Annotated in this window: 19 protein-coding genes; 11 read left to right on the plus strand and 8 right to left on the minus strand. The window is 58.1% G+C overall.

Going from position 1 to position 21,924, the window contains the following annotated elements; all coding sequences use genetic code 11:
• Window positions 1-24 precede the first annotated feature (24 nt).
• Complete coding sequence (locus CWM58_RS11550) at window positions 25-843, minus strand: protein bax (protein WP_008806871.1); 819 nt, start codon at window positions 841-843, stop codon at window positions 25-27.
• Window positions 844-1,157: 314 nt separating this feature from the next.
• On the opposite strand from CWM58_RS11550, the gene CWM58_RS11560 reads away from it, so the two are divergent.
• Both CWM58_RS11560 and avtA read left to right on the plus strand, forming a co-directional pair.
• Entirely contained in the window at window positions 1,158-3,191 is a 2,034-nt protein-coding gene (locus CWM58_RS11560; protein ID WP_100680953.1) for an alpha-amylase, read from the plus strand.
• Window positions 3,192-3,359: 168 nt separating this feature from the next.
• Window positions 3,360-4,616, plus strand: coding sequence for a valine--pyruvate transaminase (gene avtA / locus CWM58_RS11565; RefSeq protein ID WP_100680954.1), 1,257 nt, complete (start codon window positions 3,360-3,362; stop codon window positions 4,614-4,616).
• Between the two features lie 42 nt (window positions 4,617-4,658).
• Here the strand turns inward: avtA and CWM58_RS11570 are convergent, their stop codons facing one another.
• The gene (locus tag CWM58_RS11570; protein WP_100680955.1) at window positions 4,659-5,144 is read right to left on the minus strand and encodes a 4Fe-4S dicluster domain-containing protein; all 486 of its coding nucleotides are present in this window, start codon (window positions 5,142-5,144) and stop codon (window positions 4,659-4,661) included.
• A gap of 109 nt (window positions 5,145-5,253) precedes the next feature.
• The gene (yiaJ, locus tag CWM58_RS11575) at window positions 5,254-6,081 is read right to left on the minus strand and encodes an IclR family transcriptional regulator YiaJ (protein ID WP_012540327.1); all 828 of its coding nucleotides are present in this window, start codon (window positions 6,079-6,081) and stop codon (window positions 5,254-5,256) included.
• A 216-nt stretch (window positions 6,082-6,297) separates the two neighbouring features.
• Here yiaJ and yiaK point away from each other — a divergent pair, with 216 nt between their 5' ends.
• The 8 genes from yiaK to araD all read left to right on the plus strand — a co-directional run bounded on the left by yiaK (window position 6,298) and on the right by araD (window position 13,870).
• Window positions 6,298-7,296, plus strand: a complete 999-nt coding sequence (yiaK, locus tag CWM58_RS11580) for a 3-dehydro-L-gulonate 2-dehydrogenase (protein WP_100680956.1) — start codon at window positions 6,298-6,300, stop codon at window positions 7,294-7,296.
• A gap of 11 nt (window positions 7,297-7,307) precedes the next feature.
• Window positions 7,308-7,772 carry a YhcH/YjgK/YiaL family protein gene (locus CWM58_RS11585; protein ID WP_100680957.1) on the plus strand — a complete coding sequence of 155 codons (465 nt, stop codon included), beginning with the start codon at window positions 7,308-7,310 and terminating at the stop codon, window positions 7,770-7,772.
• A gap of 24 nt (window positions 7,773-7,796) precedes the next feature.
• A complete protein-coding gene (locus CWM58_RS11590) occupies window positions 7,797-8,726 on the plus strand; it encodes a DUF4862 family protein (protein WP_061152983.1) in 930 nt (309 codons plus the stop codon).
• A gap of 36 nt (window positions 8,727-8,762) precedes the next feature.
• The gene (locus CWM58_RS11595; protein WP_039102638.1) at window positions 8,763-10,082 is read left to right on the plus strand and encodes an MFS transporter; all 1,320 of its coding nucleotides are present in this window, start codon (window positions 8,763-8,765) and stop codon (window positions 10,080-10,082) included.
• Window positions 10,083-10,160: 78 nt separating this feature from the next.
• Window positions 10,161-11,666, plus strand: a complete 1,506-nt coding sequence (locus CWM58_RS11600; RefSeq protein ID WP_100680958.1) for an FGGY-family carbohydrate kinase — start codon at window positions 10,161-10,163, stop codon at window positions 11,664-11,666.
• A complete protein-coding gene (gene ulaD / locus CWM58_RS11605; protein ID WP_100680959.1) occupies window positions 11,663-12,325 on the plus strand; it encodes a 3-keto-L-gulonate-6-phosphate decarboxylase UlaD in 663 nt (220 codons plus the stop codon). Before CWM58_RS11600 ends, ulaD begins: the two co-directional genes overlap by 4 nt.
• Window positions 12,318-13,178, plus strand: a complete 861-nt coding sequence (locus tag CWM58_RS11610; RefSeq protein WP_100680960.1) for an L-ribulose-5-phosphate 3-epimerase — start codon at window positions 12,318-12,320, stop codon at window positions 13,176-13,178. Before ulaD ends, CWM58_RS11610 begins: the two co-directional genes overlap by 8 nt.
• The gene (araD, locus tag CWM58_RS11615; RefSeq protein ID WP_100680961.1) at window positions 13,172-13,870 is read left to right on the plus strand and encodes an L-ribulose-5-phosphate 4-epimerase; all 699 of its coding nucleotides are present in this window, start codon (window positions 13,172-13,174) and stop codon (window positions 13,868-13,870) included. The genes CWM58_RS11610 and araD overlap by 7 nt, the downstream gene beginning before the upstream one ends.
• Window positions 13,871-13,921: 51 nt before the next feature.
• Here araD and selB read toward each other — a convergent pair whose 3' ends face one another.
• The 5 genes from selB to CWM58_RS11640 all read right to left on the minus strand — a co-directional run bounded on the left by selB (window position 13,922) and on the right by CWM58_RS11640 (window position 19,477).
• Window positions 13,922-15,763 carry a selenocysteine-specific translation elongation factor gene (gene selB, locus CWM58_RS11620; RefSeq protein ID WP_100680962.1) on the minus strand — a complete coding sequence of 614 codons (1,842 nt, stop codon included), beginning with the start codon at window positions 15,761-15,763 and terminating at the stop codon, window positions 13,922-13,924.
• A complete protein-coding gene (gene selA / locus CWM58_RS11625; protein WP_100680963.1) occupies window positions 15,760-17,148 on the minus strand; it encodes an L-seryl-tRNA(Sec) selenium transferase in 1,389 nt (462 codons plus the stop codon). Before selA ends, selB begins: the two co-directional genes overlap by 4 nt.
• 105 nt (window positions 17,149-17,253) lie before the next feature.
• Window positions 17,254-17,862, minus strand: a complete 609-nt coding sequence (locus CWM58_RS11630; protein ID WP_004145238.1) for a glutathione S-transferase — start codon at window positions 17,860-17,862, stop codon at window positions 17,254-17,256.
• A 106-nt stretch (window positions 17,863-17,968) separates the two neighbouring features.
• Entirely contained in the window at window positions 17,969-19,105 is a 1,137-nt protein-coding gene (locus CWM58_RS11635) for an HlyD family secretion protein (protein WP_100676484.1), read from the minus strand.
• 3 nt (window positions 19,106-19,108) lie between these two features.
• Window positions 19,109-19,477: a DUF3302 domain-containing protein gene (locus CWM58_RS11640; protein ID WP_004152044.1), complete on the minus strand. Its 369-nt coding sequence runs from the start codon at window positions 19,475-19,477 to the stop codon at window positions 19,109-19,111.
• 538 nt (window positions 19,478-20,015) lie between these two features.
• On the opposite strand from CWM58_RS11640, the gene mtlA reads away from it, so the two are divergent.
• A complete protein-coding gene (gene mtlA, locus CWM58_RS11645) occupies window positions 20,016-21,923 on the plus strand; it encodes a PTS mannitol transporter subunit IICBA (protein ID WP_061152975.1) in 1,908 nt (635 codons plus the stop codon).
• The last annotated feature ends 1 nt before the right edge of the window (window position 21,924 follow it).

Consider the following 21,924-nt stretch of genomic DNA (forward strand, 5'->3'; position numbering starts at 1 on the left):
CGGCGACAAGGCCGGGCATCCGGATTACAGATGGGCGGCGATGAGCCGCTGATTGTCCTGATACATCGCGAAGAGATAGTTGTTGTAGCTCGACCCTTTGGTCGAATAACCCTTCAGCTTATGAATCATGGTGCTGGCCGTCACTTCCTGATCCGCCTTGCGCAGCTGCAGGCGCGATTTGCGGAATGAAGAATAGGCCGGGTGGGTGTTCAGGTTGGTGACATAAGCCTGCACCGACTGCTCCACCGATTCGAACTGCGAGTAGCCTTTCATCGCCCCGCGGCAGCGACCGGCGCCGCACTTCATGCCAAACAGGTTGTTGTTCTCACGCGCCAGCTTGGAGGTACCCCAGCCACTTTCCGCCGCCGCCATGGTTGCTACCATGCTGTTCGGAATAATGTCGACACGCTCAAGCAGCGCGTTCCAGGGCACATGACGCGTATTGCCTGACCACTTCACCTTATAACGGGCAGCGATATCTTTCAGGCGCGCCTTCTCAGTCGGCGACCAGCGAGCATCGTACTGCTTGGAAACAAGCCAGTTACGATCCGCAGTAATCGCCTGATTCTGCTTGGTAATATAAGGCATGACCGTCCGGAGAAACGCTTTTTTCCTTGGTGTTCCGGAAGGGTATTTTCGCAAGTCAGGAAGTGAACTGCTCTTTACACTATTGCGAGAATACTCTTGTTTACTGCTTACCTTAGTACTACTGATCTTCTTAACCGTTGGGGCTTTATGACTCTTTGTTGCTGTGTGCGTTGTTGCCAACACACTACCTGAAAATACACAGGTTAGTAACATAAGTATGGCGGCCCCATATCGTCGTATGGGATTCGATATCATCAGGTCTCCTGGTCGGATATATGCATTCCAACACCTTGTGTTTCACAAAAAAACGATAGCTGAATCGCTAATAGTATCAAAAATACGCAATGAGAGCATCAACAGAAATAGTCCAATTCCGAATTGGTGTCATCTGAAATCGGTTTCTGCGCCGCATCGCCAGTGCGAAAATGCTAGCTTCGTCTCATTTTTAGCCTATTTTTTGAGCGGTGTCACTCACCCCTTTTCATCCTCCTGGTAAAACGCCCGCCAGGAGGAGTTCACCCGTGCGGCAACAAGGCACACTAGATAAAAACCGCTCACAGGATCCCGCAATGAAACTCGCTGCGCTTGCCACGTTATTCGTGCCTGGGATGGCCTTTGCCGCCTGGACTACCACCGACTTCCCTGCCTTTACCGAAGAAGGGACGGGCCGATTCATCAGCCAGAAAGTGGTTGAGAAGGGTACACGTCCTCTGCAGCTAAATTTTGACCAGCAGTGCTGGCAGCCTTCCGGCGGCATTAAGCTCAACCAGATGCTGTCCATGGAGCCCTGCCGTGGCACCCCGCCGCAATGGCGCATCTTCCGCCAGGGGTTGTATACCCTGGAGGTGGATACCCGCTCCGGCACACCGACAATGATGATTTCGCTGGAGGAAAAAGAGGCCAGCGCCGCCGCGCCGCAGATCCGTCAGTGTCCGAAGTGGGATGGAAAACCGCTGACCATCGACGTCAGCAAAACCTTCGCCGAGGGCAGCAAGGTCCGCGATTTCTACAGCGGCAATGTCGCGACCGTCAGCGGCGGCAAAATCACCCTGCAACCCGCCTTCGGCAGCAATGGCCTGCTGCTGCTCGAGCGTGCCGAGACCGCCGCCCCGGCGCCGTTTGACTGGCACAACGCCACTGTCTACTTCGTCCTGACCGATCGCTTTGTAAACGGCAACCCGGCCAACGACAACAGCTATGGCCGTCATAAAGATGGCATGCAGGAGATCGGCACCTTCCACGGCGGCGACCTGCAGGGATTAACCAGCAAGCTGGATTATCTGCAGCAGATGGGGGTTAACGCCCTGTGGATCAGCTCCCCGCTTGAGCAGATCCACGGCTGGGTCGGCGGCGGCACGAAGGGCGATTTTCCTCACTACGCCTACCACGGCTATTACACCCAGGACTGGTCGAAACTGGACGCCAACATGGGGACCGAAGCGGATCTCCGCCGGCTGGTGGATGAAGCGCATAAGCGCGGCATACGCATCCTGTTTGACGTGGTGATGAACCATACCGGTTACGCCACCCTGGCCGACATGCAGGAGTTCCAGTTCGGCGCCCTGTATCTGCAAGGCGATGAGCTGAAAAAAACCCTCGGCGAGCGCTGGACGGACTGGAAACCGGGCGCGGGCCAGACCTGGCATAGCTTTAACGACTACATCAACTTCAGCGACAAAGCCGGCTGGGAGAAATGGTGGGGCAAGAAGTGGATCCGCACCGATATCGGCGATTATGACAACCCAGGCTATGACGATCTCACCATGTCGCTGGCCTTCCTGCCGGACCTGAAAACCGAATCGAAGGAAGCCTCAGGCCTGCCGAACTTCTATAGCCATAAACCAGACACCGCAGCGAAAGCGATCCCGGGCTATACGCCGCGCGACTACCTGACGCACTGGCTGAGCCAGTGGGTACGCGACTATGGCATCGATGGCTTCCGCGTCGATACCGCCAAACATGTGGAGATGGACACCTGGCAGCAGTTAAAAACCCAGGCCACCGCCGCGCTGGCGGAGTGGAAGAAAGCCAATCCGGATAAAGCACTGGATGCGGCGCCGTTCTGGATGACCGGCGAAGCCTGGGGACATGGGGTGATGCAGAGCGATTATTATCGCCACGGTTTTGATGCGATGATCAATTTCGACTACCAGGACCAGGCGGCGAAAGCGGCTACCTGTATGGCTAATATTGACCTCACCTGGCAGCAAATGGCGGACAAGCTGCAGAGCTTTAACGTCCTGAGTTACCTCTCCTCGCACGATACGCGCCTGTTCCGCGAAGGCGGCACCACCGCGGCGGAGCTGTTGCTGCTGGCCCCTGGCGCCGTGCAGATTTTCTATGGTGACGAATCATCACGTCCGTTCGGCCCCACCGGCTCGGACCCGCTGCAGGGCACCCGTTCGGAGATGAACTGGCAGGATGTTAATGGCAAGGCGGCCCGCAGCGTCACTCACTGGCAGAAGATCGGTCAGTTCCGCGCTCGCCATCCGGCTATCGGCATGGGCAGACAGACAACGCTGTCGATGCCGCGTGGTTACGGGTTCGCGCGTGAGAGCGGTGAAGACAAAGTGATGGTCATCTGGGCTGGGCAGCAGCAGTAATCCACAGGTGGCTCTCCGCCCTGGCGGGGAGCCATTCAGAACAAAACGCTAACAAAATAGAAATTCACAGGATAAAGATAAAAAGCTTCCTCCTCCCGCCGATTTGCACCACGCTAGCGCTGGCGTTATGGTTAGCCACTTTCCAGAACCACCGATAGACTATTCGCGATGACATTTTCCCTTTTCGGCGACAAATTCACCCGTCATTCAGGCATCACCCGCTTGATGGAAGACCTTAATGACGGTCTGCGCACGCCGGGCGCTATTATGCTGGGCGGCGGCAACCCCGCTCAGATCCCGGAAATGAATGACTACTTCCAGCAGCTGCTGTCCGACATGCTGGATAATGGCAAAGCCCTTGATGCGCTTTGTAATTATGATGGTCCGCAGGGCAAAAGTGAGCTACTGAACCTGCTGGCGAACATGCTGCGCGACGAGCTGGGCTGGGAGATCGAACCACAGAATATTGCGCTAACAAACGGCAGTCAGAGCGCATTTTTCTACTTATTTAATCTGTTTGCAGGCCGTCGGGCAGATGGCACCACGCGTAAGGTACTGTTCCCACTGACGCCGGAATATATCGGTTACGCCGATGCCGGTCTGGAAGAGGATCTGTTCGTTGCCACCCGGCCGAACATCGAACTGCTGCCGGAAGGCCAGTTTAAGTACCATGTTGATTTTGAACATCTGCAGGTGACGGAAGAGACCGGGATGATCTGCGTCTCGCGCCCCACCAACCCGACTGGCAACGTCATCACTGATGAAGAGCTGATCAAACTGGATGCGCTGGCGAATCAGCACGGGGTCCCGCTGGTGATTGATAACGCCTACGGCGTGCCATTCCCGGGCATTATCTTTAGCGACGCCCGACCGCTGTGGAATCCAAACATCGTGCTGTGTATGAGCCTGTCCAAACTGGGCCTGCCGGGCAGCCGCTGCGGGATTATCATCGCCAACGAGAAAATCATCACCGCCATCAGCAACATGAACGGCATTATCAGCCTCGCCCCTGGCGGCATCGGGTCGGCAATGATGTGCGAAATGATTAAACGACAGGATCTGCTGCGTCTGTCAGAGACGGTGATCAAGCCCTTCTATTACCAGCGGGTGCAGGAAACCATCGCCATTATTCGCCGATATCTGCCGGAGGAGCGCTGCCTGATCCACAAACCGGAGGGGGCCATTTTCCTCTGGCTGTGGTTTAAGGACCTGCCGGTCTCCACCGAGCTGCTGTATCAGCGGCTGAAAAAGCGCGGCGTGCTGATGGTGCCAGGGGATTACTTCTTCCCGGGTCTGGATAAGCCGTGGCCGCACACCCACCAGTGCATGCGCATGAACTATGTGCCAGACCCGCAAAAAATTGAGGCCGGGGTGAAAATTCTCGCCGAAGAGATTGAATTCGCCTGGCGCGAACAGGAAGCATAGCCTCTGACGCCGCGGGCGGGTAACGCCCGTCAGCGACCCCACTCACGCCAGCGCCAGCCGCTGGCGTTTTTGCGCGCATAGCGCTTCCAGCTCCGCGGGAACCATGACCCGCAGCGCCTGCGTCGGGCAGGCGGCCACGCAGGCCGGTCCTTCGGCGCGATGATGGCATAAATCGCATTTCAGCGCCCGCGCCTGCTGATTCACTACCGTAACGGTCATCGCGCCGTACGGGCAGGCCACCATGCAACTTTTGCAGCCGATGCAGCGCCGCTGGTCGACCCACCAGACGTCATTGTCGCGCTGAATCGCCCCTTGCGGGCAAACGCTGGCGCAGGGAGCATCCTCGCATTGCCGGCACGCCGTCGCCGTCGATATGTCACCGCTTTTCACTACCCGGATACGCGGCGCGAAATGGTTCGTCGACAGGGCGGCGACATCCTGCGCCTGCTGGTGCGCCACCGCACAAGCCACTTCACAGGTACGACAGCCAATGCACCGCTGGGCATTGGCAATAAGAAACTGGTTCATCCTCTGCTCCCTGGGGATAAAAACGCAGCGTGCCAGAATATCCCCTGCCCGCGCTTTGATCCTGAATGGAATCAGCGCTGTTTTTTGTCAGATGGCCTGCAGGATGTGGTCATTTGCCTGACGCTTCACGCACCGTGAAACCCAGTTCACGCGAGATCGCCTCCGCGGTCTCACGCAGCGGTTTTAACAAGTTCTTTTCGCCTATCTGCTTGAGGCGCGACGTCGACAGGGAAATAGAGATGGCGTAGGGCACGCGCTGGTGAATATCAAAAACCGGCACCGCCAGACAGGACACCCCCAGCTCATTCTCTTCCCGATCCATGGCCATGTTACGTTCACGGATCTGCGCCAGCTCATCATGCATGGCCGGTAAGCCGGTGATGGTGTTGCGGGTCAGCGGCTGAATAACATCCTGATGAGTATTCCAGTAATGCTCAACATAATCAGGATGGCCGAACGCCATGTAAATCTTCCCCATCGCGGAACAGTAGAGCGGCATATGCTGGCCAATGTAAGCACGGGTACGCAGCATTCCGGTTGTCGGCTCGAGCTTGTAAATCAGGATCGCATGATCGTCTTCCCGACTGGAAAAGTTCACCGTCTCGCCCGTCGCCAGATTAAGCGTTTCAAGATGGGGGGCCGCCACATGAATGATATTCAGCGAGGACAGCGCCTTCTGTCCGACCGCGATGAACTTGGTGGTGAGCCGATAGCTACCCGCCGCCGGCGCTGGCGTGACATACCCGCAGGACTGCAAGCCCTGCAGCAATCGATGGACCGTGCTTTTATTCAGCCCCGCCAGCTCTGACAGATGCGCCAGCGGGCAACCGTTTGGATAGTTGCTCAGGATTTCAATCAACATCAGTCCACGGAACAGGCTCTGACTTCCCGCCGGCCTCTCTTTGTCTTGCCCTGTCTCGCTCTCTTTCATCACCATCGCTTCCGCTCCCCTTTCGTTGCGTTCTGATGGTAGCGCAAAGTGTGTGTCAGTTCACGATCTGAGATCAAAAAACATAACCAATTGATTTTTATTGTTTTTAAAAAACACCCCTGCCGTTGATCTGACAAATTTTGATCGTTATATTTGAAATCAGATTTCGCATTGTGAAATTTAATGATAAAAAAGCGATCAAAACTCACCAGGGAAACACGTATGAAAGTAACTTTTTCGCAGTTAAAAGAGGCCTTCAATCAGGTACTGCTTAAACGCGGCGTGGCGGCGGAAACCGCCGATGCCTGCGCGGACATGTTCGCCCGCACCACGGAATCCGGCGTCTATTCACACGGCGTGAACCGCTTTCCCCGCTTTATCCAGCAACTGGACAATGGCGATATCATCCCTGAAGCCAAACCGCAGCGTATTACCAGCCTCGGCGCGATTGAGCAGTGGGACGCCCGGCGGTCCATCGGCAACCTGACGGCAAAAAAGATGATGGACCGGGCCATTGAGCTGGCATCCGATCACGGCATTGGGCTGGTGGCGCTGCGGAACGCCAACCACTGGATGCGCGGGGGGAGCTACGGCTGGCAGGCGGCGGAAAAAGGCTACATCGGCATCTGCTGGACCAACTCCATCGCCGTGATGCCGCCGTGGGGCGCCAAAGAGTGCCGTATCGGTACCAACCCGCTGATCGTCGCCATTCCTTCCACACCAATCACCATGGTGGATATGTCGATGTCGATGTTCTCCTACGGCATGCTGGAGGTGAACCGCCTGGCGGGCCGTGAACTGCCGGTAGACGGCGGATTCGACGATGAGGGCAATCTGACCAAAGAACCGGGCGTCATCGAGAAAAATCGCCGCATTTTGCCCATGGGCTACTGGAAAGGATCCGGCCTGTCGATCGTGCTGGATATGATCGCTACCCTGCTTTCCAATGGATCTTCTGTTGCCGAAGTGACCCAGGAAAACAGCGATGAATATGGCGTTTCGCAGATTTTCATCGCCATTGAGGTCGATAAGCTTATCGACGGCGCAACCCGCGATGCCAAGCTGCAACGGATTATGGATTTCATCACCACCGCCGAACGGGCCGATGAAAACGTGGCCGTCCGTTTACCCGGCCATGAGTTTACCCGCCTGCTGGAAGAGAATCGTCGCGACGGTATCACCGTCGATGACAGCGTCTGGGCGAAAATTCAGGCGCTGTAAGGAGTTAAGCCATGATCTTTGGACATATCACGCAGCCTAATCCGTGTCGGTTGCCTGCGGCAATTGAGCGAGCCCTGGATTTCCTGCGCAGCACCGATTTCAGCAAACTGGTCCCCGGCGTCGTGGAGATCGACGGCAAAAATATCTTCGCGCAGATTATCGACTTAACCACTCGCGAAGTTGCCGAAAATCGCCCGGAAGTGCATCGCCGCTATCTGGATATCCAATTTCTGGCCTGGGGCGAAGAGAAAATAGGTTTCGCTATTGATAACGGTAATAACGCCATTAGCGAATCGCTATTAGCACAGCGCGATATTATTTTCTTTCACGGTTGCGAACATGAATCGTTCCTTGAAATGATCCCGGGAAGCTACGTCATATTTTTCCCACAGGATGTTCATCGCCCCGGATGCCATAAGTCGGTCGCCACGCCGATCAGAAAAATCGTGGTTAAAGTGGCCATCGACGCTTTATAAAAGCATTATATTCAGGAGCACATTATGAAAAATAATACCGGTTATATTATCGGTGCGTATCCCTGTGCACCCTCTTTTCACCAGAAAAGTGAAGACGAAGAAAAAGCATTCTGGCGGCAACTGGCCGACACCCCGGATATTCGGGGGCTGGAGCAGCCCTGTCTTGAACATCTCCACCCACTGGGCGATGAGTGGTTATTGCGCCATACTCCTGCCGACTGGCAAATCGTCGTCACGGCGATTATGGAAACCATGCGCCGCCGCGGAGGTCACGGCGGCTTTGGGCTGGCGTCCAGCGACGAAGAACAACGTAAAGCCTGCGTGGCGTACTATCGCCACCTTTACCAGAAAATCAACACGATCAATGCGGCAAACGCCGGGAAAATCGTGGCGCTTGAACTCCATGCCGCCCCTTGCGCCAGCAACCCTAACGTCGCCCAGGCTACCGACGCCTTTGCCCGTTCGCTGAAGGAAGTCGCCAGCTGGGACTGGTCGTGCGACCTGGTGCTGGAACATTGCGATGCGATGACCGGCCCCGCGCCGCGCAAGGGATTTCTGCCTTTAGATAATGTGCTGGAAACCCTTGCCGGTTATGAGATCAGCGTTGGCATTAACTGGGCACGCTCTGCCATTGAAGGCCAGGACACCACCCTGCCGCTGGCCCATACCCGGCAGGCCAGCCAGGCCGGTAAGCTTGGCGCACTGATGTTCTCCGGTACCACGCAACATGGCGAATACGGTGAATGGCAGGATTTACACGCACCGTTCTCCCCCTTCTGTGCAGAAAGTTTAATGACCCACACACATGTGCGTGAATTATTAGCCTGTACTGACAGCAAGCCCTTGCAATTTCTCGGTATTAAATTACTGGAAATTAATCCTGATGCGGACGTCAATCATCGCATAGCGATATTACGCGACGGCATTACTGCCTTAAATAAAGCACAACAATAATAAAAAACAGAACACTTACTCTACGAGGCTACAACTATGAATATGACCTCTCGACCAGGACTAAAAGATATCCCTCGTCAGCGTTGGCTGCGAATTATTCCACCCATTCTGATCGCCTGTATTATCTCTTATATGGATCGCGTCAATATCGCCTTTGCGATGCCGGGCGGCATGGATGCAGAACTGGGTATTTCCGCCACCATGGCGGGACTGGCAGGTGGTATTTTCTTTATTGGTTATCTGTTCTTACAGGTTCCCGGCGGCAAAATTGCCGTTCACGGAAGCGGCAAGAAGTTTATTGGCTGGTCGCTGGTCGCCTGGGCGGTGATCTCCGTCCTGACGGGATTAATCACCAACCAGTATCAGCTGCTGGTGCTGCGCTTCCTGCTGGGGGTAGCAGAAGGCGGTATGCTCCCGGTGGTGCTGACCATGATCAGCAACTGGTTCCCGGACGCCGAACGCGGGCGCGCTAACGCCATTGTCATTATGTTTGTCCCCATCGCCGGGATTATCACCGCCCCGCTTTCGGGATGGATCATCACCGTACTCGACTGGCGCTGGCTGTTCATTATCGAAGGTTTGCTCTCAGTGGCCGTTCTGTTGCTCTGGGCCTATACCGTCTATGACCGCCCACAGGAAGCGCGCTGGATCTCTGATGCCGAGAAGCACTATCTGGTGGAAACGCTGGCCGCAGAACAAAAGGCGATTGCCGGAACCGAGGTGAAAAACGCTTCGCTCAGCGCAGTGCTTTCCGATAAAACCATGTGGCAGCTTATCGCGCTGAACTTCTTCTATCAGACCGGGATTTACGGCTACACCTTGTGGCTGCCCACCATCCTCAAAGAGCTGACCCACAGCAGCATGGGCCAGGTCGGGGTGCTCGCCATTCTGCCCTACGTCGGCGCCATTGCCGGCATGTTCCTGTTCTCTTCCCTCTCTGACCGTACCGGCAAACGCAAACTGTTCGTCTGCCTGCCGCTGATTGGCTTTGCCCTGTGCATGTTCCTGTCGGTGGCGCTGAAGAATCAGATCTGGCTGTCCTACGCCGCGCTGGTCGGCTGCGGGTTCTTCCTGCAATCGGCGGCTGGCGTGTTCTGGACCATTCCGGCACGGCTGTTCAGCGCTGAAATGGCCGGCGGCGCGCGCGGGGTTATCAACGCCCTCGGTAACCTCGGCGGCTTCTGCGGTCCCTACGCGGTGGGCGTACTGATCACTCTCTACAGCAAAGACGCGGGGGTGTATTGCCTGGCTATCTCCCTGGCTCTGGCCGCGCTGATGGCTGTGCTGCTGCCGGCGAAATGCGATGCCGGCGCCACGCCCGTCAATACAGTGAACTCGCGGAAGCACGCCGCCTAAAAAATCGCCAGGCCTGTGGGTCATCTTCCCGCAGGCCGGCTAAGCGCAGCGCCATCCGGCAACATTGAGAGATAAAAAATGAGTGAGAAAGCACGCTTCTGGCTGGGCATTGATTGCGGTGGTACCTATCTGAAAGCCGGATTATATGACGCGCAAGGCCGTGAACATGGCATTAACCGACAATCACTGCAGACGCTGTCGCCTTTGCCAGGTTATGCCGAACGCGACATGGACCAGCTCTGGCAGCAGTGCGCCGCCACCATCGCCGGGCTGTTACGACGTACCGGTATCTGCGGTGAACAAATTAAAGGCGTGGGCATCTCCGCGCAGGGCAAGGGGCTGTTCCTGCTTGATAAACAGGATCGCCCGCTGGGCCATGCCATGCTCTCTTCCGACCGCCGGGCGCTGGCGATCGTCCAGCGCTGGCAACAGGATGGGATCCCGGAAAAGCTCTATCCCGTCACCCGCCAGACCCTATGGACCGGACATCCCGCCTCGCTGCTGCGCTGGGTGAAAGAACATGAACCACAGCGCTACGCGCAAATTGGCTGCGTGATGATGGGCCATGACTATCTGCGCTGGCGCCTGACCGGCGTGAAAGGGTGCGAAGAGAGCAACATCTCTGAATCCAATCTCTACAACATGACCAGCGGCCAGTACGACCCGCGTCTGACCCAATGGTTGGGCATCAGCGAAATTGACGGTGCGCTGCCGCCCCTCGTTGGTTCTGCAGAAAAAGGCGGGGAGATCACCGCTCAGGCAGCCGCCATCACCGGTCTGGCGGCGGGAACCCCCGTCGTCGGCGGTCTGTTTGATGTGGTCTCCACCGCACTCTGCGCCGGTATCGAAGATGAATTCACGCTCAACGCGGTGATGGGCACCTGGGCCGTCACTAGCGGGATCACCCGCGGCCTGCGCGACCATGAAGCGCACCCTTACGTCTACGGCCGCTACGTCAACGACGGGCAGTACATTGTTCACGAAGCCAGCCCCACCTCGTCAGGCAACCTCGAATGGTTCACCGCCCAGTGGGGCGAACTCTCTTTTGACGATATCAATCAGGCCGTCGCCGGCCTGCCAAAGGCCGGTAGCGACCTCTTTTTTCTGCCGTTTCTCTACGGCAGCAACGCCGGGCTGGAGATGACCTGCGGCTTCTATGGCATGCAGGCGCTCCACACCCGCGCGCATCTGCTGCAGGCGGTCTATGAGGGCGTGGTGTTCAGCCACATGACCCACCTCAACCGCATGCGCGAGCGCTTTACCCACGTGCAGGCCCTGCGCGTCACCGGCGGCCCGGCGCACTCCGACGTCTGGATGCAGATGCTGGCGGACGTCAGCGGCCTGCGCGTCGAGCTGCCGCAGGTAGAGGAGACCGGCTGCTTTGGCGCCGCGCTCGCCGCCCGGGTCGGCACTGGCGTTTATCGCGATTTCAACGATGCCTGCCGCCACCTTCAGCACCCGGTGCGCACGCTGCTGCCTGACATGGCCGTCCACGCGCGCTACCAGCAAAAATATTGCCATTACCAACATTTGATTGAAGCACTACAGGGCTACCACGCCCGTATTAAGGAGCATGCATTATGAGCCGACCATTACTGCAACTGGCGCTCGACCATACCAGCCTTGAAGCGGCCAGCCGCGATGTCGCCCTGTTACGGGACCACGTCGATATCGTTGAAGCCGGCACCATCCTCTGCTTAACAGAAGGCCTTAGCGCGGTGAAAGCCCTGCGCGCCCAGTGTCCGGATAAAATCATCGTCGCCGACTGGAAGGTTGCCGATGCGGGAGAAACGCTGGCTCAGCAGGCCTTTGCCGCTGGCGCCAACTGGATGACCATCATCTGCGCCGCGCCCCTCGCCACGGTGGAAAAGGGCCACGCCGTCGCGCAAAGCTGCGGCGGTGAAATACAGATGGAGTTGTTTGGCAACTGGACGCTGGATGACGCTCGCGCCTGGTACCGCACCGGCGTCCGCCAGGCGATTTACCATCGCGGCCGCGACGCCCAGGCCAGCGGACAGCAGTGGAGTGACGCCGATCTGGCGCGGATGAAAGCGCTCTCTGATATCGGCCTTCAGCTGTCAATCACCGGCGGCATCACCCCGGCCGATCTGCCGTTGTTCAAAGATATTCAGGTGAAAGCGTTTATTGCCGGACGCGCGCTAGCCGGAGCAACGCAACCGGCGCAGGTCGCCGCGGCGTTCCATGCGCAGATCGACGCTATCTGGGGAGATAAGCATGCGTAACCATCCGTTAGGGATCTATGAGAAAGCACTGGCGAAAGATCTCAGCTGGCCGGAACGGCTGGTGCTGGCGAAAAGCTGCGGTTTCGATTTCGTCGAGATGTCGGTGGATGAGACCGACGAGCGGCTGTCGCGTCTCGACTGGAGCGCAACACAGCGCGCCTCGCTGGTCACCGCTATGCTGGAAACCGGCGTGGCGGTCCCGTCGATGTGCCTCTCCGCGCATCGCCGTTTCCCTTTTGGCAGCCGCGATGCGGCCGTGCGCCAGCAGGCACGAGAGATCATGACCAAAGCCATCCGTCTGGCGCGCGATCTCGGCATCCGCACCATTCAGCTGGCAGGGTATGACGTCTATTACGAAGCGCATGATGAAGGTACCCAACAGCGCTTTGCCGAAGGGCTGGCGTGGGCAGTGGAACAGGCCGCAGCGGCGCAGGTGATGCTGGCGGTGGAGATCATGGATACCGCTTTTATGAACTCCATCAGCAAATGGAAAAAGTGGGATGAGATGCTCGCCTCGCCGTGGTTCTCGGTCTACCCGGACGTGGGCAACCTTAGCGCCTGGGGAAACGACGTCACCGCCGAGCTGAAGCTGGGTATCGATCGCATCGCCGCCATTCATTTAAAAGATACCCAGCCGGTGACCGCGCAGAGCCCCGGTCAGTTCCGCGACGTACCGTTTGGCGAAGGCTGTGTGGATTTCGTCGGCATCTTCAAAACACTGCATGAGCTGAACTATCGCGGCGCATTTCTGATTGAGATGTGGACGGAAAAAGCCAAAGAGCCGGTACTGGAAATTATTCAGGCCCGACGCTGGATAGAAGCGCGGATGCAGGAAGGAGGATTCGCATGTTAGAACAGCTCAAAGCCGACGTGCTGGCGGCCAATCTGGCGCTCCCGGCACACCAGCTGGTGACGTTTACCTGGGGCAACGTCAGCGCGGTCGATGAAACACGCACGCTGATGGTGATCAAACCTTCCGGCGTGGAATACGACGTGATGACCGCCGAGGATATGGTGGTGGTCGAGATCGCCAGCGGCAAAGTAGTGGCCGGCGGCAAAAAGCCTTCATCGGACACGCCGACCCATCTGGCACTCTATCGCCGTTATCCGCAGATCGGCGGGATCGTGCATACCCACTCCCGCCACGCGACGATCTGGTCACAGGCGGGTCTCGATCTGCCCGCCTGGGGCACCACCCACGCCGACTACTTCTATGGCGCGATCCCCTGTACCCGCCTGATGACCGAAGAGGAAATTAACGGAGAATATGAGTATCAGACCGGCGAAGTGATTATTCAGACCTTTGAAGAACGACGCCTCGATCCGGCACAGGTTCCGGCGGTACTTGTCCATTCACACGGTCCGTTCGCCTGGGGAAAAGACGCCGCAGACGCCGTACATAACGCCGTGGTGCTTGAGGAGTGCGCGTATATGGGGCTGTTCTCGCGCCAGCTCTCGCCTCAGTTGCCGGAGATGCAGACGGTATTGCTGGATAAACACTATTTGCGCAAGCACGGCGCGAACGCCTATTACGGGCAAAACTGACGCCAACCGCCTCTCTTCCCCGGCAGGACGCCGGGGAGCTGGCGCTAATGATTACAGAAACAACGCCTTATCGCGCAGGATATGATCGTTACCGCGACGGCGGGTGAAGCCAATCCGATCAAAATACTCCAGGATCTGGATCGCCAGCTTCCGCCCGACGTTTAAGGTATCGCGGAAATCCGCGGCGCAGGTGGATCCGCGCAGCTGATCCAGCTCGCGCACCCGCTGGGCGAACTGCACAATGCGATCGTTGCGGTAGTAACGATCCTTGACGATCGCGGTAATCATCCCCTGCTGCGCCGCCTGGCGCAGCACCGCGCGCATCAGGGACTCTTCAACATGGACTTCGCGCGCAAGATCGCGCACCCACCAGGGGTCATCGCCGAACAGGGTTTCCACCTTCTGCCAGACCGCCTGCTGCTCGTCGGTAAACCCGGCTTTATGCTCCGGCAAATGCAGCCAGCCGTGATGGCTGTGGACTATGCCGCTCTCGCGCATCTGCTCAATCAGCAGCAGCACCAGCGCTTCATCTTCCATCGGCAGCGCGATGCGACGCAGGCGCTCCCGGCCCGGCCCGGGCTCATCGCGATGCTGCTCATGGTAACGCGCCAGAGCATCCAGCAATTTTCGCTGCCAGCGGGCGGCAAGCGGGGCACTGAGCAGGCGCTGTCCGGCCTGCAGATAGTCTGGTCGCTGGATCATGGCGGCCATTCCGGCTTCGCTGAGCTGCCGCGCCCAGGCGAAGCGCTCAAGCCGGACGGCATCCCGCTGCAGATGCAGCTCAAGCGCCTGCGCATCGTCAGCGCCGACCGCCGCCAGAGCGTGCAGCCACTGCAGATATTCCGGTTTACGTTTGCCGCGGCGCGGGGGATCCAGCGTCACCACCCGTGCGCCGGCCAGCGTCAAGCGAGCAGAGATATCGCGGAGCACCAGCCGGTCGTTATCCGCCAGCCACAGCGGGGTATCCAGCACCAGCTCCGCCAGGTTGTCCTCAAGGAGCGACACCCGGCCGGTAATGTGGCTGGCAGCGTGGTGAATATGCAGCGGCTGCCACTGGCTGAGCGGCGTATGGCACTGCAGCTCGACAATCACCCGTTCAGCAGGCTCCGGCGGCGGTGAGGACAACAGCCAGTCGCCGCGGTGCAATGCCTCTTTCTGTGCATCGCCGACAATATTCAGCGCAATGCGCTGCCCGGCGTGCGCCTGCTCAACCGCTTGATTCTGGGCATGCAGACCACGCACGCGCATCGGCGTATTCACGCCGGTGAGCCACAGAGTATCCCCGACCCGTACTTCGCCGGAGAGCGCCGTCCCGGTGACCACCAGCCCCGCGCCTTTGACGGTAAAAGCACGGTCCAGCGCCAGGCGAAACCGCTGCTGCTGCGGGTGGGGGCGCTCCGCAAGCTGCAGCAGATGGCTGCGCAGTTCGGCAATACCGATGTTTTCCGCCGCCGCGGTGGGAAAGAAAGCGACGGCGTCAAAGCCCAGCTCGCGCAGAGTCTGCTCGACCTCCGCCTGCACCTCCGCCACCCTGTCGGCCGCTACGCGGTCCGTTTTGGTCAGCGCCACGGTCAGCGTCGGCTTTCCGGTCAGTTGCAGGATCGCCAGGTGTTCGCGAGTTTGCGCCATCACCCCGTCATCGCAGGCCACCACCAGCAGCGCATGGTCAATACCCCCCACCCCCGCCAGCATGTTGGACAAAAACTTTTCGTGCCCGGGAACGTCAATAAATCCCAGCACCCGCCCGTCCGGCTGCGGCCAGTAGGCATAGCCGAGATCGATCGTCATTCCCCGCGCTTTCTCTTCCGGCAGACGATCGGCATTCACGCCGGTTATCGCCTGCAGCAGCGTCGTTTTGCCGTGGTCAACATGTCCAGCGGTGGCAATAATCATCGTAACAACATCTCCATAAACCGGGTTTCATCTTCCAGACAGCGCAGGTCCAGCCAGAGCCGACCGTCATCAATGCGGCCAATCACCGGGAACGGCAGTGCGCGCCAGCGGGCCGCCAGTGCCTCCAGCCGGCTGCCGCGGCCGTCATGTGGGGTAAAGGTCAACGCCGCGCTGGGCAGGCGGTCAACGGGTAACGAACCGCTGCCAATCTGCGACTGGCAGGCTGCCACGCTGACGGCAAAATCAGCATAGTGTGCCGCCAGGTCAGGCTGCAGGCGTTCAGCCAGCCGACGGATCTCTTCCGCCGGACGGGTGAGCAAGCGCAGCGTCGGTAATCTCTCCGTCAGCACCTCCGGGTGCTGATAGAGGCGCAGCGTGGCTTCCAGCGCCGCGAGGGTCATTTTATCCGCGCGCAGGGCCCGCTTCAGCGGATGGCTTTGCAGCCGGGCAATCAGCGCGCGTTTGCCGACGATAATTCCGGCCTGCGGGCCGCCGAGCAGCTTGTCGCCAGAGAAACTAACCAGGCTCACCCCGGCGGCGATCATCTCCTGCGGCATCGGCTCCTTCGGCAGGCCATACTGGCTGAGATCCACCAGCGACCCGCTGCCCAGGTCGGCCACCACCGGGACGTCCAGTTCGCGGCCAATGGCCGCCAGCTCCGCCTCGTCGACGGCTTTGGTAAAGCCCTCAATACTGTAGTTGCTGGTGTGGACCTTCATCAGCAGCGCGGTATTGTCATTCACTGCCTGGCGATAGTCTTTGGCATGGGTGCGGTTGGTGGTACCCACTTCGTGCAGCTGACAACCCGCCTGGCGCATCACGTCGGGAATGCGAAATGCCCCGCCGATCTCCACCAGTTCGCCGCGGGAGACCACCACTTCGCGGCCGCTGGCGGTGGCCGCCAGCATCAACAGAACGGCCGCCGCGTTGTTGTTCACGATACAGGCATCTTCCGCGCCGGTGATCTGGCACAGCAGATCGGCAATGGCGCGATCGCGATGGCCGCGCCCGGCGTCGTCGAGATCATATTCGAGCGTCACCGGCGCGCGCATCGCGCTGGCAACCGCCTCCACGGCCGACTCCGCCTGAATGGCGCGCCCGAGATTGGTATGCAACACCGTACCAGTGAGATTAAACACCGGACGCAGAGCGCTCTGCTGGCCGGCGGTGAGCCGCTGCGCGCAGGCGTTCAGCCAGTCATGGCTCCAGTCAGGAAGCGTCTGCCGTTGGCTAATCTGTTCCCGCGCCTCATCCAGCATCTGGCGCAGCTGCGCCACCACCTGCGAATGGCCGTGCTGCGCCAGCAAGGGAGAAAAAGTGGGGTCGCGTAGTAAGCGGTCAATGGCCGGAAGCCGGGTATAAAGCGCACGAATATCGGTAGTCATGAATGGGCCTGGCGGTAAGTTATTTTCCCCCCTCCCGACGGGAGAGGGAGTCAACAATCAGTGGCGATTGTAACGCCTCCCTGCGCAAACTGTTACCTGCCTGGGTCAAGTCCGCGGCGGTTCGGTACGCGCAAAGCTGGCGCGCTGGAACAACGCATCCACCAGCTTCACCAGCTGGGGCCGGGTGGCGCACCAGCCGGGCGCTACCCGGCGAAAGTTCAGATAAGCAATGGCGCAGGCCGTGGAAATGGTCGCCAGATTGACCTCGTCGCCGCGCAGCGTTCCGTCTGCCGCGCAGGCTTCCAGCCTGTCGAGGCCACGAGCCACTTTCTCCCGCTGGCGGAGCAGCTCTTGTTCTGACTGCTGCGCGCCAGGGCGGGCTTTTTCGCGCACCAGCGCCTGGGCGGCCTCCATGACCCCATCCGCCAGCGCTTCAAGCTGACGCATCCTGAGAGCGGCTCTGGGGTCGGCGGGGATCATCGGCGGCGCCACGCCCAGCAGCTCCAGATACTGGGCAATGACCGGGGAGTCAAACCAGCACTCACCGTCGTCCGTCACCAGCGCCGGCACTTTGCCCAGCGGATTATAGCGCGCCACACCGTTGCTTTCGCTGTAGGGGGATTCGTTGACAAACTCAAAAGGGATGCGCTTTTCCAGCAGGATCACGGAGATTTTGCGCACAAAGGGACTGGTGTAGCTGCCGATCAGTTTCATAGCCTGCTCCTTATCGCCAACAAATTATCGCCAACAAAGATATGAGTATGGCTCAGGGCGGGGCAAAAGGCAGGTGAGCATCCCGCTCAACCTGCCGCCGATCGCATTAATGATCGAGATAGAGGTAGTGCATCCAGCTGGTCATGCGCAGCAGCACTTTACGCATTACCGAGACGTGGGTGAAATGGTCGGAGTAGACTGCCACCTGCGCGTAGATGCCATCGGGTAGCGCATCAATTTCGGCATTGGGGTCGAGCTCAATGGTCGCCAGCACGCCATCACTGCCCGGCGTCACGGTCAGCGACTGCAACGCCCCTTGCGCCTGATAACTTCCCCCCGGCACCACCGGTAAAATGCTCACCAGTTTGCCGTGGAACACCTGCCCGGGCAGAGCATTAAACACCGCTTCCGCATCGTCTCCTTTCTCCAGCCTTAACAGGGAGTTTTGCCTAAACTGGGCGACGATCAGCCGTTTTTGCTCCGGGATAAATACCATTACCGGGCGCAGCGGCAGCGAGGCGGCATAGGTCCCCGGGCGGATCAGCACCTGGGTGATATACCCATCGCTGGGCGCCCGCACAGTGGTCTGGTCAAGATTGTATTTCGCCTCCGCCAGCTGGGCGCGCAGGCTGGCCACTTGCGACTGCTCGCCGTTGATCATGCTGTCCAGCTGGCTCTGGATCTGCGCCTGCTCCGCCACCGACGCCTTGACCAGCGCGTCCTGGGCAAGGTAATTCTGCCTGGCGTTATCGATGTCACTTTCCGAGAACGGGTTCACCCGCGCCTGGCTCCCTTTCAGGTAGCGCTGATAGTCCTTGTATAAGCGATCGCGCTCCGCCGACACGCGGGTGGTGTTGGCCTGGGCTTCAGAGAGCTGCGCCTTGAGGGTGTTAATACTGTGCAGCGCCGTCACCAGGTCGGCCTGCAGGCGGTCGACCCGCGCCTGATAGCGCGCTGGGTCAATAGTAAAAAGCACCTCGCCCTTTTTGACGCGCTGATTCGCTTTGTCGGTGACGCTGTCAACCACTCCGGTAACCTGCGGCGTAATAGGAATAGATATCACTGCCTTTTGCGCCAGAAAGGTGTACGGGTGGTTATAGTTCATTAATAAAATAAGCGCGCTAACAATAAATACCCCCCCCAGCGCCGCGGTAGGTACCGTCCATTTATTTACCGGTATTTTGAAGATTTTAAATATCGACCAGGCGATGGCCACGTAGGTCAAAATTATCAACAGATCCATAGATTATTTCTCCGCCGCAGAGGTGGACTGTGGCCGCTGGATGGCCGCCACCTGGTGTTCAAGGTCGCTCAGTCGTTGGCGAAGCTGTTGTATATCCGTCTCTTTTTCAGGTTCGTCAGGGGCCGTATTCGCCTTATGCTGCATGCCCCAGCCGCGCTCAGGCTGGTACAGCGTGGCCCAAATCCATAAAAACGGCCAGATGACGTGGAGAGTAAAAAGACTGACCCATCCGGCGACATGAATAGCATCGGAATGAGGGTGGTTGCGTTTTTTGGCGATCAAATAAGGAATATCGTGAATAATGATAATTCCATAAAAAATGACCAGAAAAACGAAGATCAGAACGCCCAGCGCAAAATAATTGAGAAACATAATTCCCTCGGCTTTACGCTAATAATTTATATGAATTTTATTCACGACCCACTGACATTCGGGCCGCTATTTTGAGCATAATTCACGCCTTTCATTTTTGCCATCCGGCGTAAAAAAGTTATTCGGCAGTTAAGGTTGCTTAGTTACAGAGTCATCCCGACGTGGAAGCAAAACCGGGCCGAGATCACAGCGGCGAAAATCCCCCGCGAAATTCTTTGTGATCAAAATCACAAACAAACAACAAAACCACGAAACAAAATTGTGACAAATATCACACAAAAAGGCAGATCAGCGGCTAAAAAGGCGCTGTGTTGTTTTTTTACACAGGCGTTATGTGATCAACATCACTACAAAAACCGCTTTGCCCCCTATATTCATGTGATCCGTATCACACAAAAGGGCGCTGGCTGGACAGCTTAACGATTCAGTGCCAGATTTCGCACTATCAATCAGGGTCCGGCTACCTCTGCCGCCACATTAACAACAAACCTCGGGCTTTTAGCCTGCGCGATACGCAAAACAGAAGAAGGGGTGTTTTATGTCATCCGATATCAAGATCAAGGTGCAAAGCTTTGGTCGTTTCCTCAGCAATATGGTGATGCCGAATATCGGCGCGTTTATCGCGTGGGGTATCATCACCGCGCTTTTCATTCCGACAGGGTGGTTGCCAAACGAAACGCTGGCGAAGCTGGTCGGTCCGATGATCACCTACCTGCTGCCGCTGCTGATCGGTTACACCGGCGGTAAATTAGTCGGCGGCGAACGTGGTGGCGTGGTCGGGGCGATCACCACCATGGGCGTTATCGTCGGCGCGGATATGCCGATGTTCCTCGGCTCAATGATTGCCGGCCCGCTGGGCGGCTACTGCATCAAGAAGTTCGATAACTGGGTAGACGGTAAGATCAAATCCGGTTTTGAAATGCTGGTGAATAACTTCTCCGCTGGCATCATCGGGATGATCCTTGCCATCCTGGCCTTCCTCGGCATCGGCCCGGCGGTTGAAGTTCTGTCGAAAATTCTGGCGGCTGGCGTTAACTTTATGGTGGCGCACGACATGCTGCCGCTGGCGTCTATCTTCGTTGAACCGGCAAAAATCCTGTTCCTCAATAACGCCATCAACCACGGTATCTTCTCGCCGCTGGGTATTCAGCAGTCCCACGAGCTGGGTAAATCCATCTTCTTCCTGATTGAAGCTAACCCGGGTCCGGGGATGGGCGTTCTGCTGGCGTACATGTTCTTTGGCCGCGGCAGCGCAAAACAGTCTGCAGGCGGGGCGGCTATCATCCACTTCCTGGGGGGTATCCATGAAATCTACTTCCCGTACGTGCTGATGAACCCGCGTCTGATCCTGGCCGTTATCCTCGGCGGGATGACCGGTGTCTTCACCCTGACCATCCTCAACGGCGGTCTGGTCTCTCCGGCTTCCCCGGGCTCTATCCTGGCAGTGCTGGCGATGACGCCGAAAGGCGCCTACTTCGCTAACATCGCCGCGATTATCGCAGCGATGGCGGTCTCCTTCGTGGTCTCTGCGGTTCTGCTGAAGACCAGCAAGGTAAAAGAAGAAGACGATATCGAAGCCGCGACACGTCGTATGCACGACATGAAAGCGGAATCCAAAGGCGGTAGCCCGCTGGCGGCCGGTAATGTGACCAACGACCTGAGCCATGTGCGTAAAATCATCGTCGCTTGCGACGCCGGGATGGGCTCCAGCGCCATGGGTGCCGGGGTACTGCGCAAGAAAGTGCAGGATGCCGGACTGAGCAACATCTCGGTCACCAACAGCGCAATCAATAACCTGCCGCCGGATGTTGACCTGGTCATTACCCACCGCGACCTGACCGAGCGCGCCATGCGCCAGGTACCGCAGGCGCAGCATATTTCGCTGACCAACTTCCTCGACAGCGGTCTGTACACCAGCCTGACCGAGCGTCTGGTCGCGGCCCAGCGTCACATCGACAACGAAGTCAAAGTCACCGATAGCCTGAAAGACAGCTTTGATGATGGCGACAAAAATCTGTTCCAGCTGGGCGCGGATAACATCTTCCTCGGTCGCAAAGCGGCCACCAAAGAAGAAGCCATTCGCTTCGCCGGCGAGCAGTTGGTGAAAGGGGGCTACGTCGAGCCGGAATATGTGCAGGCAATGCTGGACCGCGAAAAACTGACCTCAACCTATCTCGGCGAGTCCATCGCGGTACCGCACGGCACCATCGAAGCGAAAGACCGTGTGCTGAAAACCGGCGTCGTCTTCTGCCAGTACCCGGAAGGCGTGCGCTTTGGGGAAGATGAAGACGATGTCGCCCGTCTGGTGATCGGCATCGCGGCCCGCAACAACGAGCATATTCAGGTTATCACCAGCCTGACTAACGCCCTGGATGACGAAACCGTGATTGAGCGCCTGGCGAAAACCACCAGCGTCGACGAAGTTCTGGCACTGTTGAATAAATAAC

It is taken from the genome of Klebsiella sp. H-Nf2 (assembly GCF_002806645.1).
GTDB classification, from domain to species: domain Bacteria; phylum Pseudomonadota; class Gammaproteobacteria; order Enterobacterales; family Enterobacteriaceae; genus Klebsiella; species Klebsiella variicola.

Bases quoted from the DNA above. Each gene is read 5' to 3' on its own strand.
- CWM58_RS11595 (WP_039102638.1), top strand. From the start codon at position 8,763: ATGAATATGACCTCTCGACCAGGACTAAAAGATATCCCTCGTCAGCGT.
- CWM58_RS11630 (WP_004145238.1), bottom strand. From the start codon at position 17,862: ATGAAACTGATCGGCAGCTACACCAGTCCCTTTGTGCGCAAAATCTCC.
- CWM58_RS11600 (WP_100680958.1), top strand. From the start codon at position 10,161: ATGAGTGAGAAAGCACGCTTCTGGCTGGGCATTGATTGCGGTGGTACC.
- CWM58_RS11590 (WP_061152983.1), top strand. From the start codon at position 7,797: ATGAAAAATAATACCGGTTATATTATCGGTGCGTATCCCTGTGCACCC.
- selB (WP_100680962.1), bottom strand. From the start codon at position 15,763: ATGATTATTGCCACCGCTGGACATGTTGACCACGGCAAAACGACGCTG.
- CWM58_RS11640 (WP_004152044.1), bottom strand. From the start codon at position 19,477: ATGTTTCTCAATTATTTTGCGCTGGGCGTTCTGATCTTCGTTTTTCTG.
- CWM58_RS11585 (WP_100680957.1), top strand. From the start codon at position 7,308: ATGATCTTTGGACATATCACGCAGCCTAATCCGTGTCGGTTGCCTGCG.
- araD (WP_100680961.1), top strand. From the start codon at position 13,172: ATGTTAGAACAGCTCAAAGCCGACGTGCTGGCGGCCAATCTGGCGCTC.
- yiaJ (WP_012540327.1), bottom strand. From the start codon at position 6,081: ATGGTGATGAAAGAGAGCGAGACAGGGCAAGACAAAGAGAGGCCGGCG.
- CWM58_RS11560 (WP_100680953.1), top strand. From the start codon at position 1,158: ATGAAACTCGCTGCGCTTGCCACGTTATTCGTGCCTGGGATGGCCTTT.
- CWM58_RS11610 (WP_100680960.1), top strand. From the start codon at position 12,318: ATGCGTAACCATCCGTTAGGGATCTATGAGAAAGCACTGGCGAAAGAT.
- mtlA (WP_061152975.1), top strand. From the start codon at position 20,016: ATGTCATCCGATATCAAGATCAAGGTGCAAAGCTTTGGTCGTTTCCTC.
- selA (WP_100680963.1), bottom strand. From the start codon at position 17,148: ATGACTACCGATATTCGTGCGCTTTATACCCGGCTTCCGGCCATTGAC.
- ulaD (WP_100680959.1), top strand. From the start codon at position 11,663: ATGAGCCGACCATTACTGCAACTGGCGCTCGACCATACCAGCCTTGAA.
- avtA (WP_100680954.1), top strand. From the start codon at position 3,360: ATGACATTTTCCCTTTTCGGCGACAAATTCACCCGTCATTCAGGCATC.
- CWM58_RS11570 (WP_100680955.1), bottom strand. From the start codon at position 5,144: ATGAACCAGTTTCTTATTGCCAATGCCCAGCGGTGCATTGGCTGTCGT.
- CWM58_RS11550 (WP_008806871.1), bottom strand. From the start codon at position 843: ATGATATCGAATCCCATACGACGATATGGGGCCGCCATACTTATGTTA.
- CWM58_RS11635 (WP_100676484.1), bottom strand. From the start codon at position 19,105: ATGGATCTGTTGATAATTTTGACCTACGTGGCCATCGCCTGGTCGATA.
- yiaK (WP_100680956.1), top strand. From the start codon at position 6,298: ATGAAAGTAACTTTTTCGCAGTTAAAAGAGGCCTTCAATCAGGTACTG.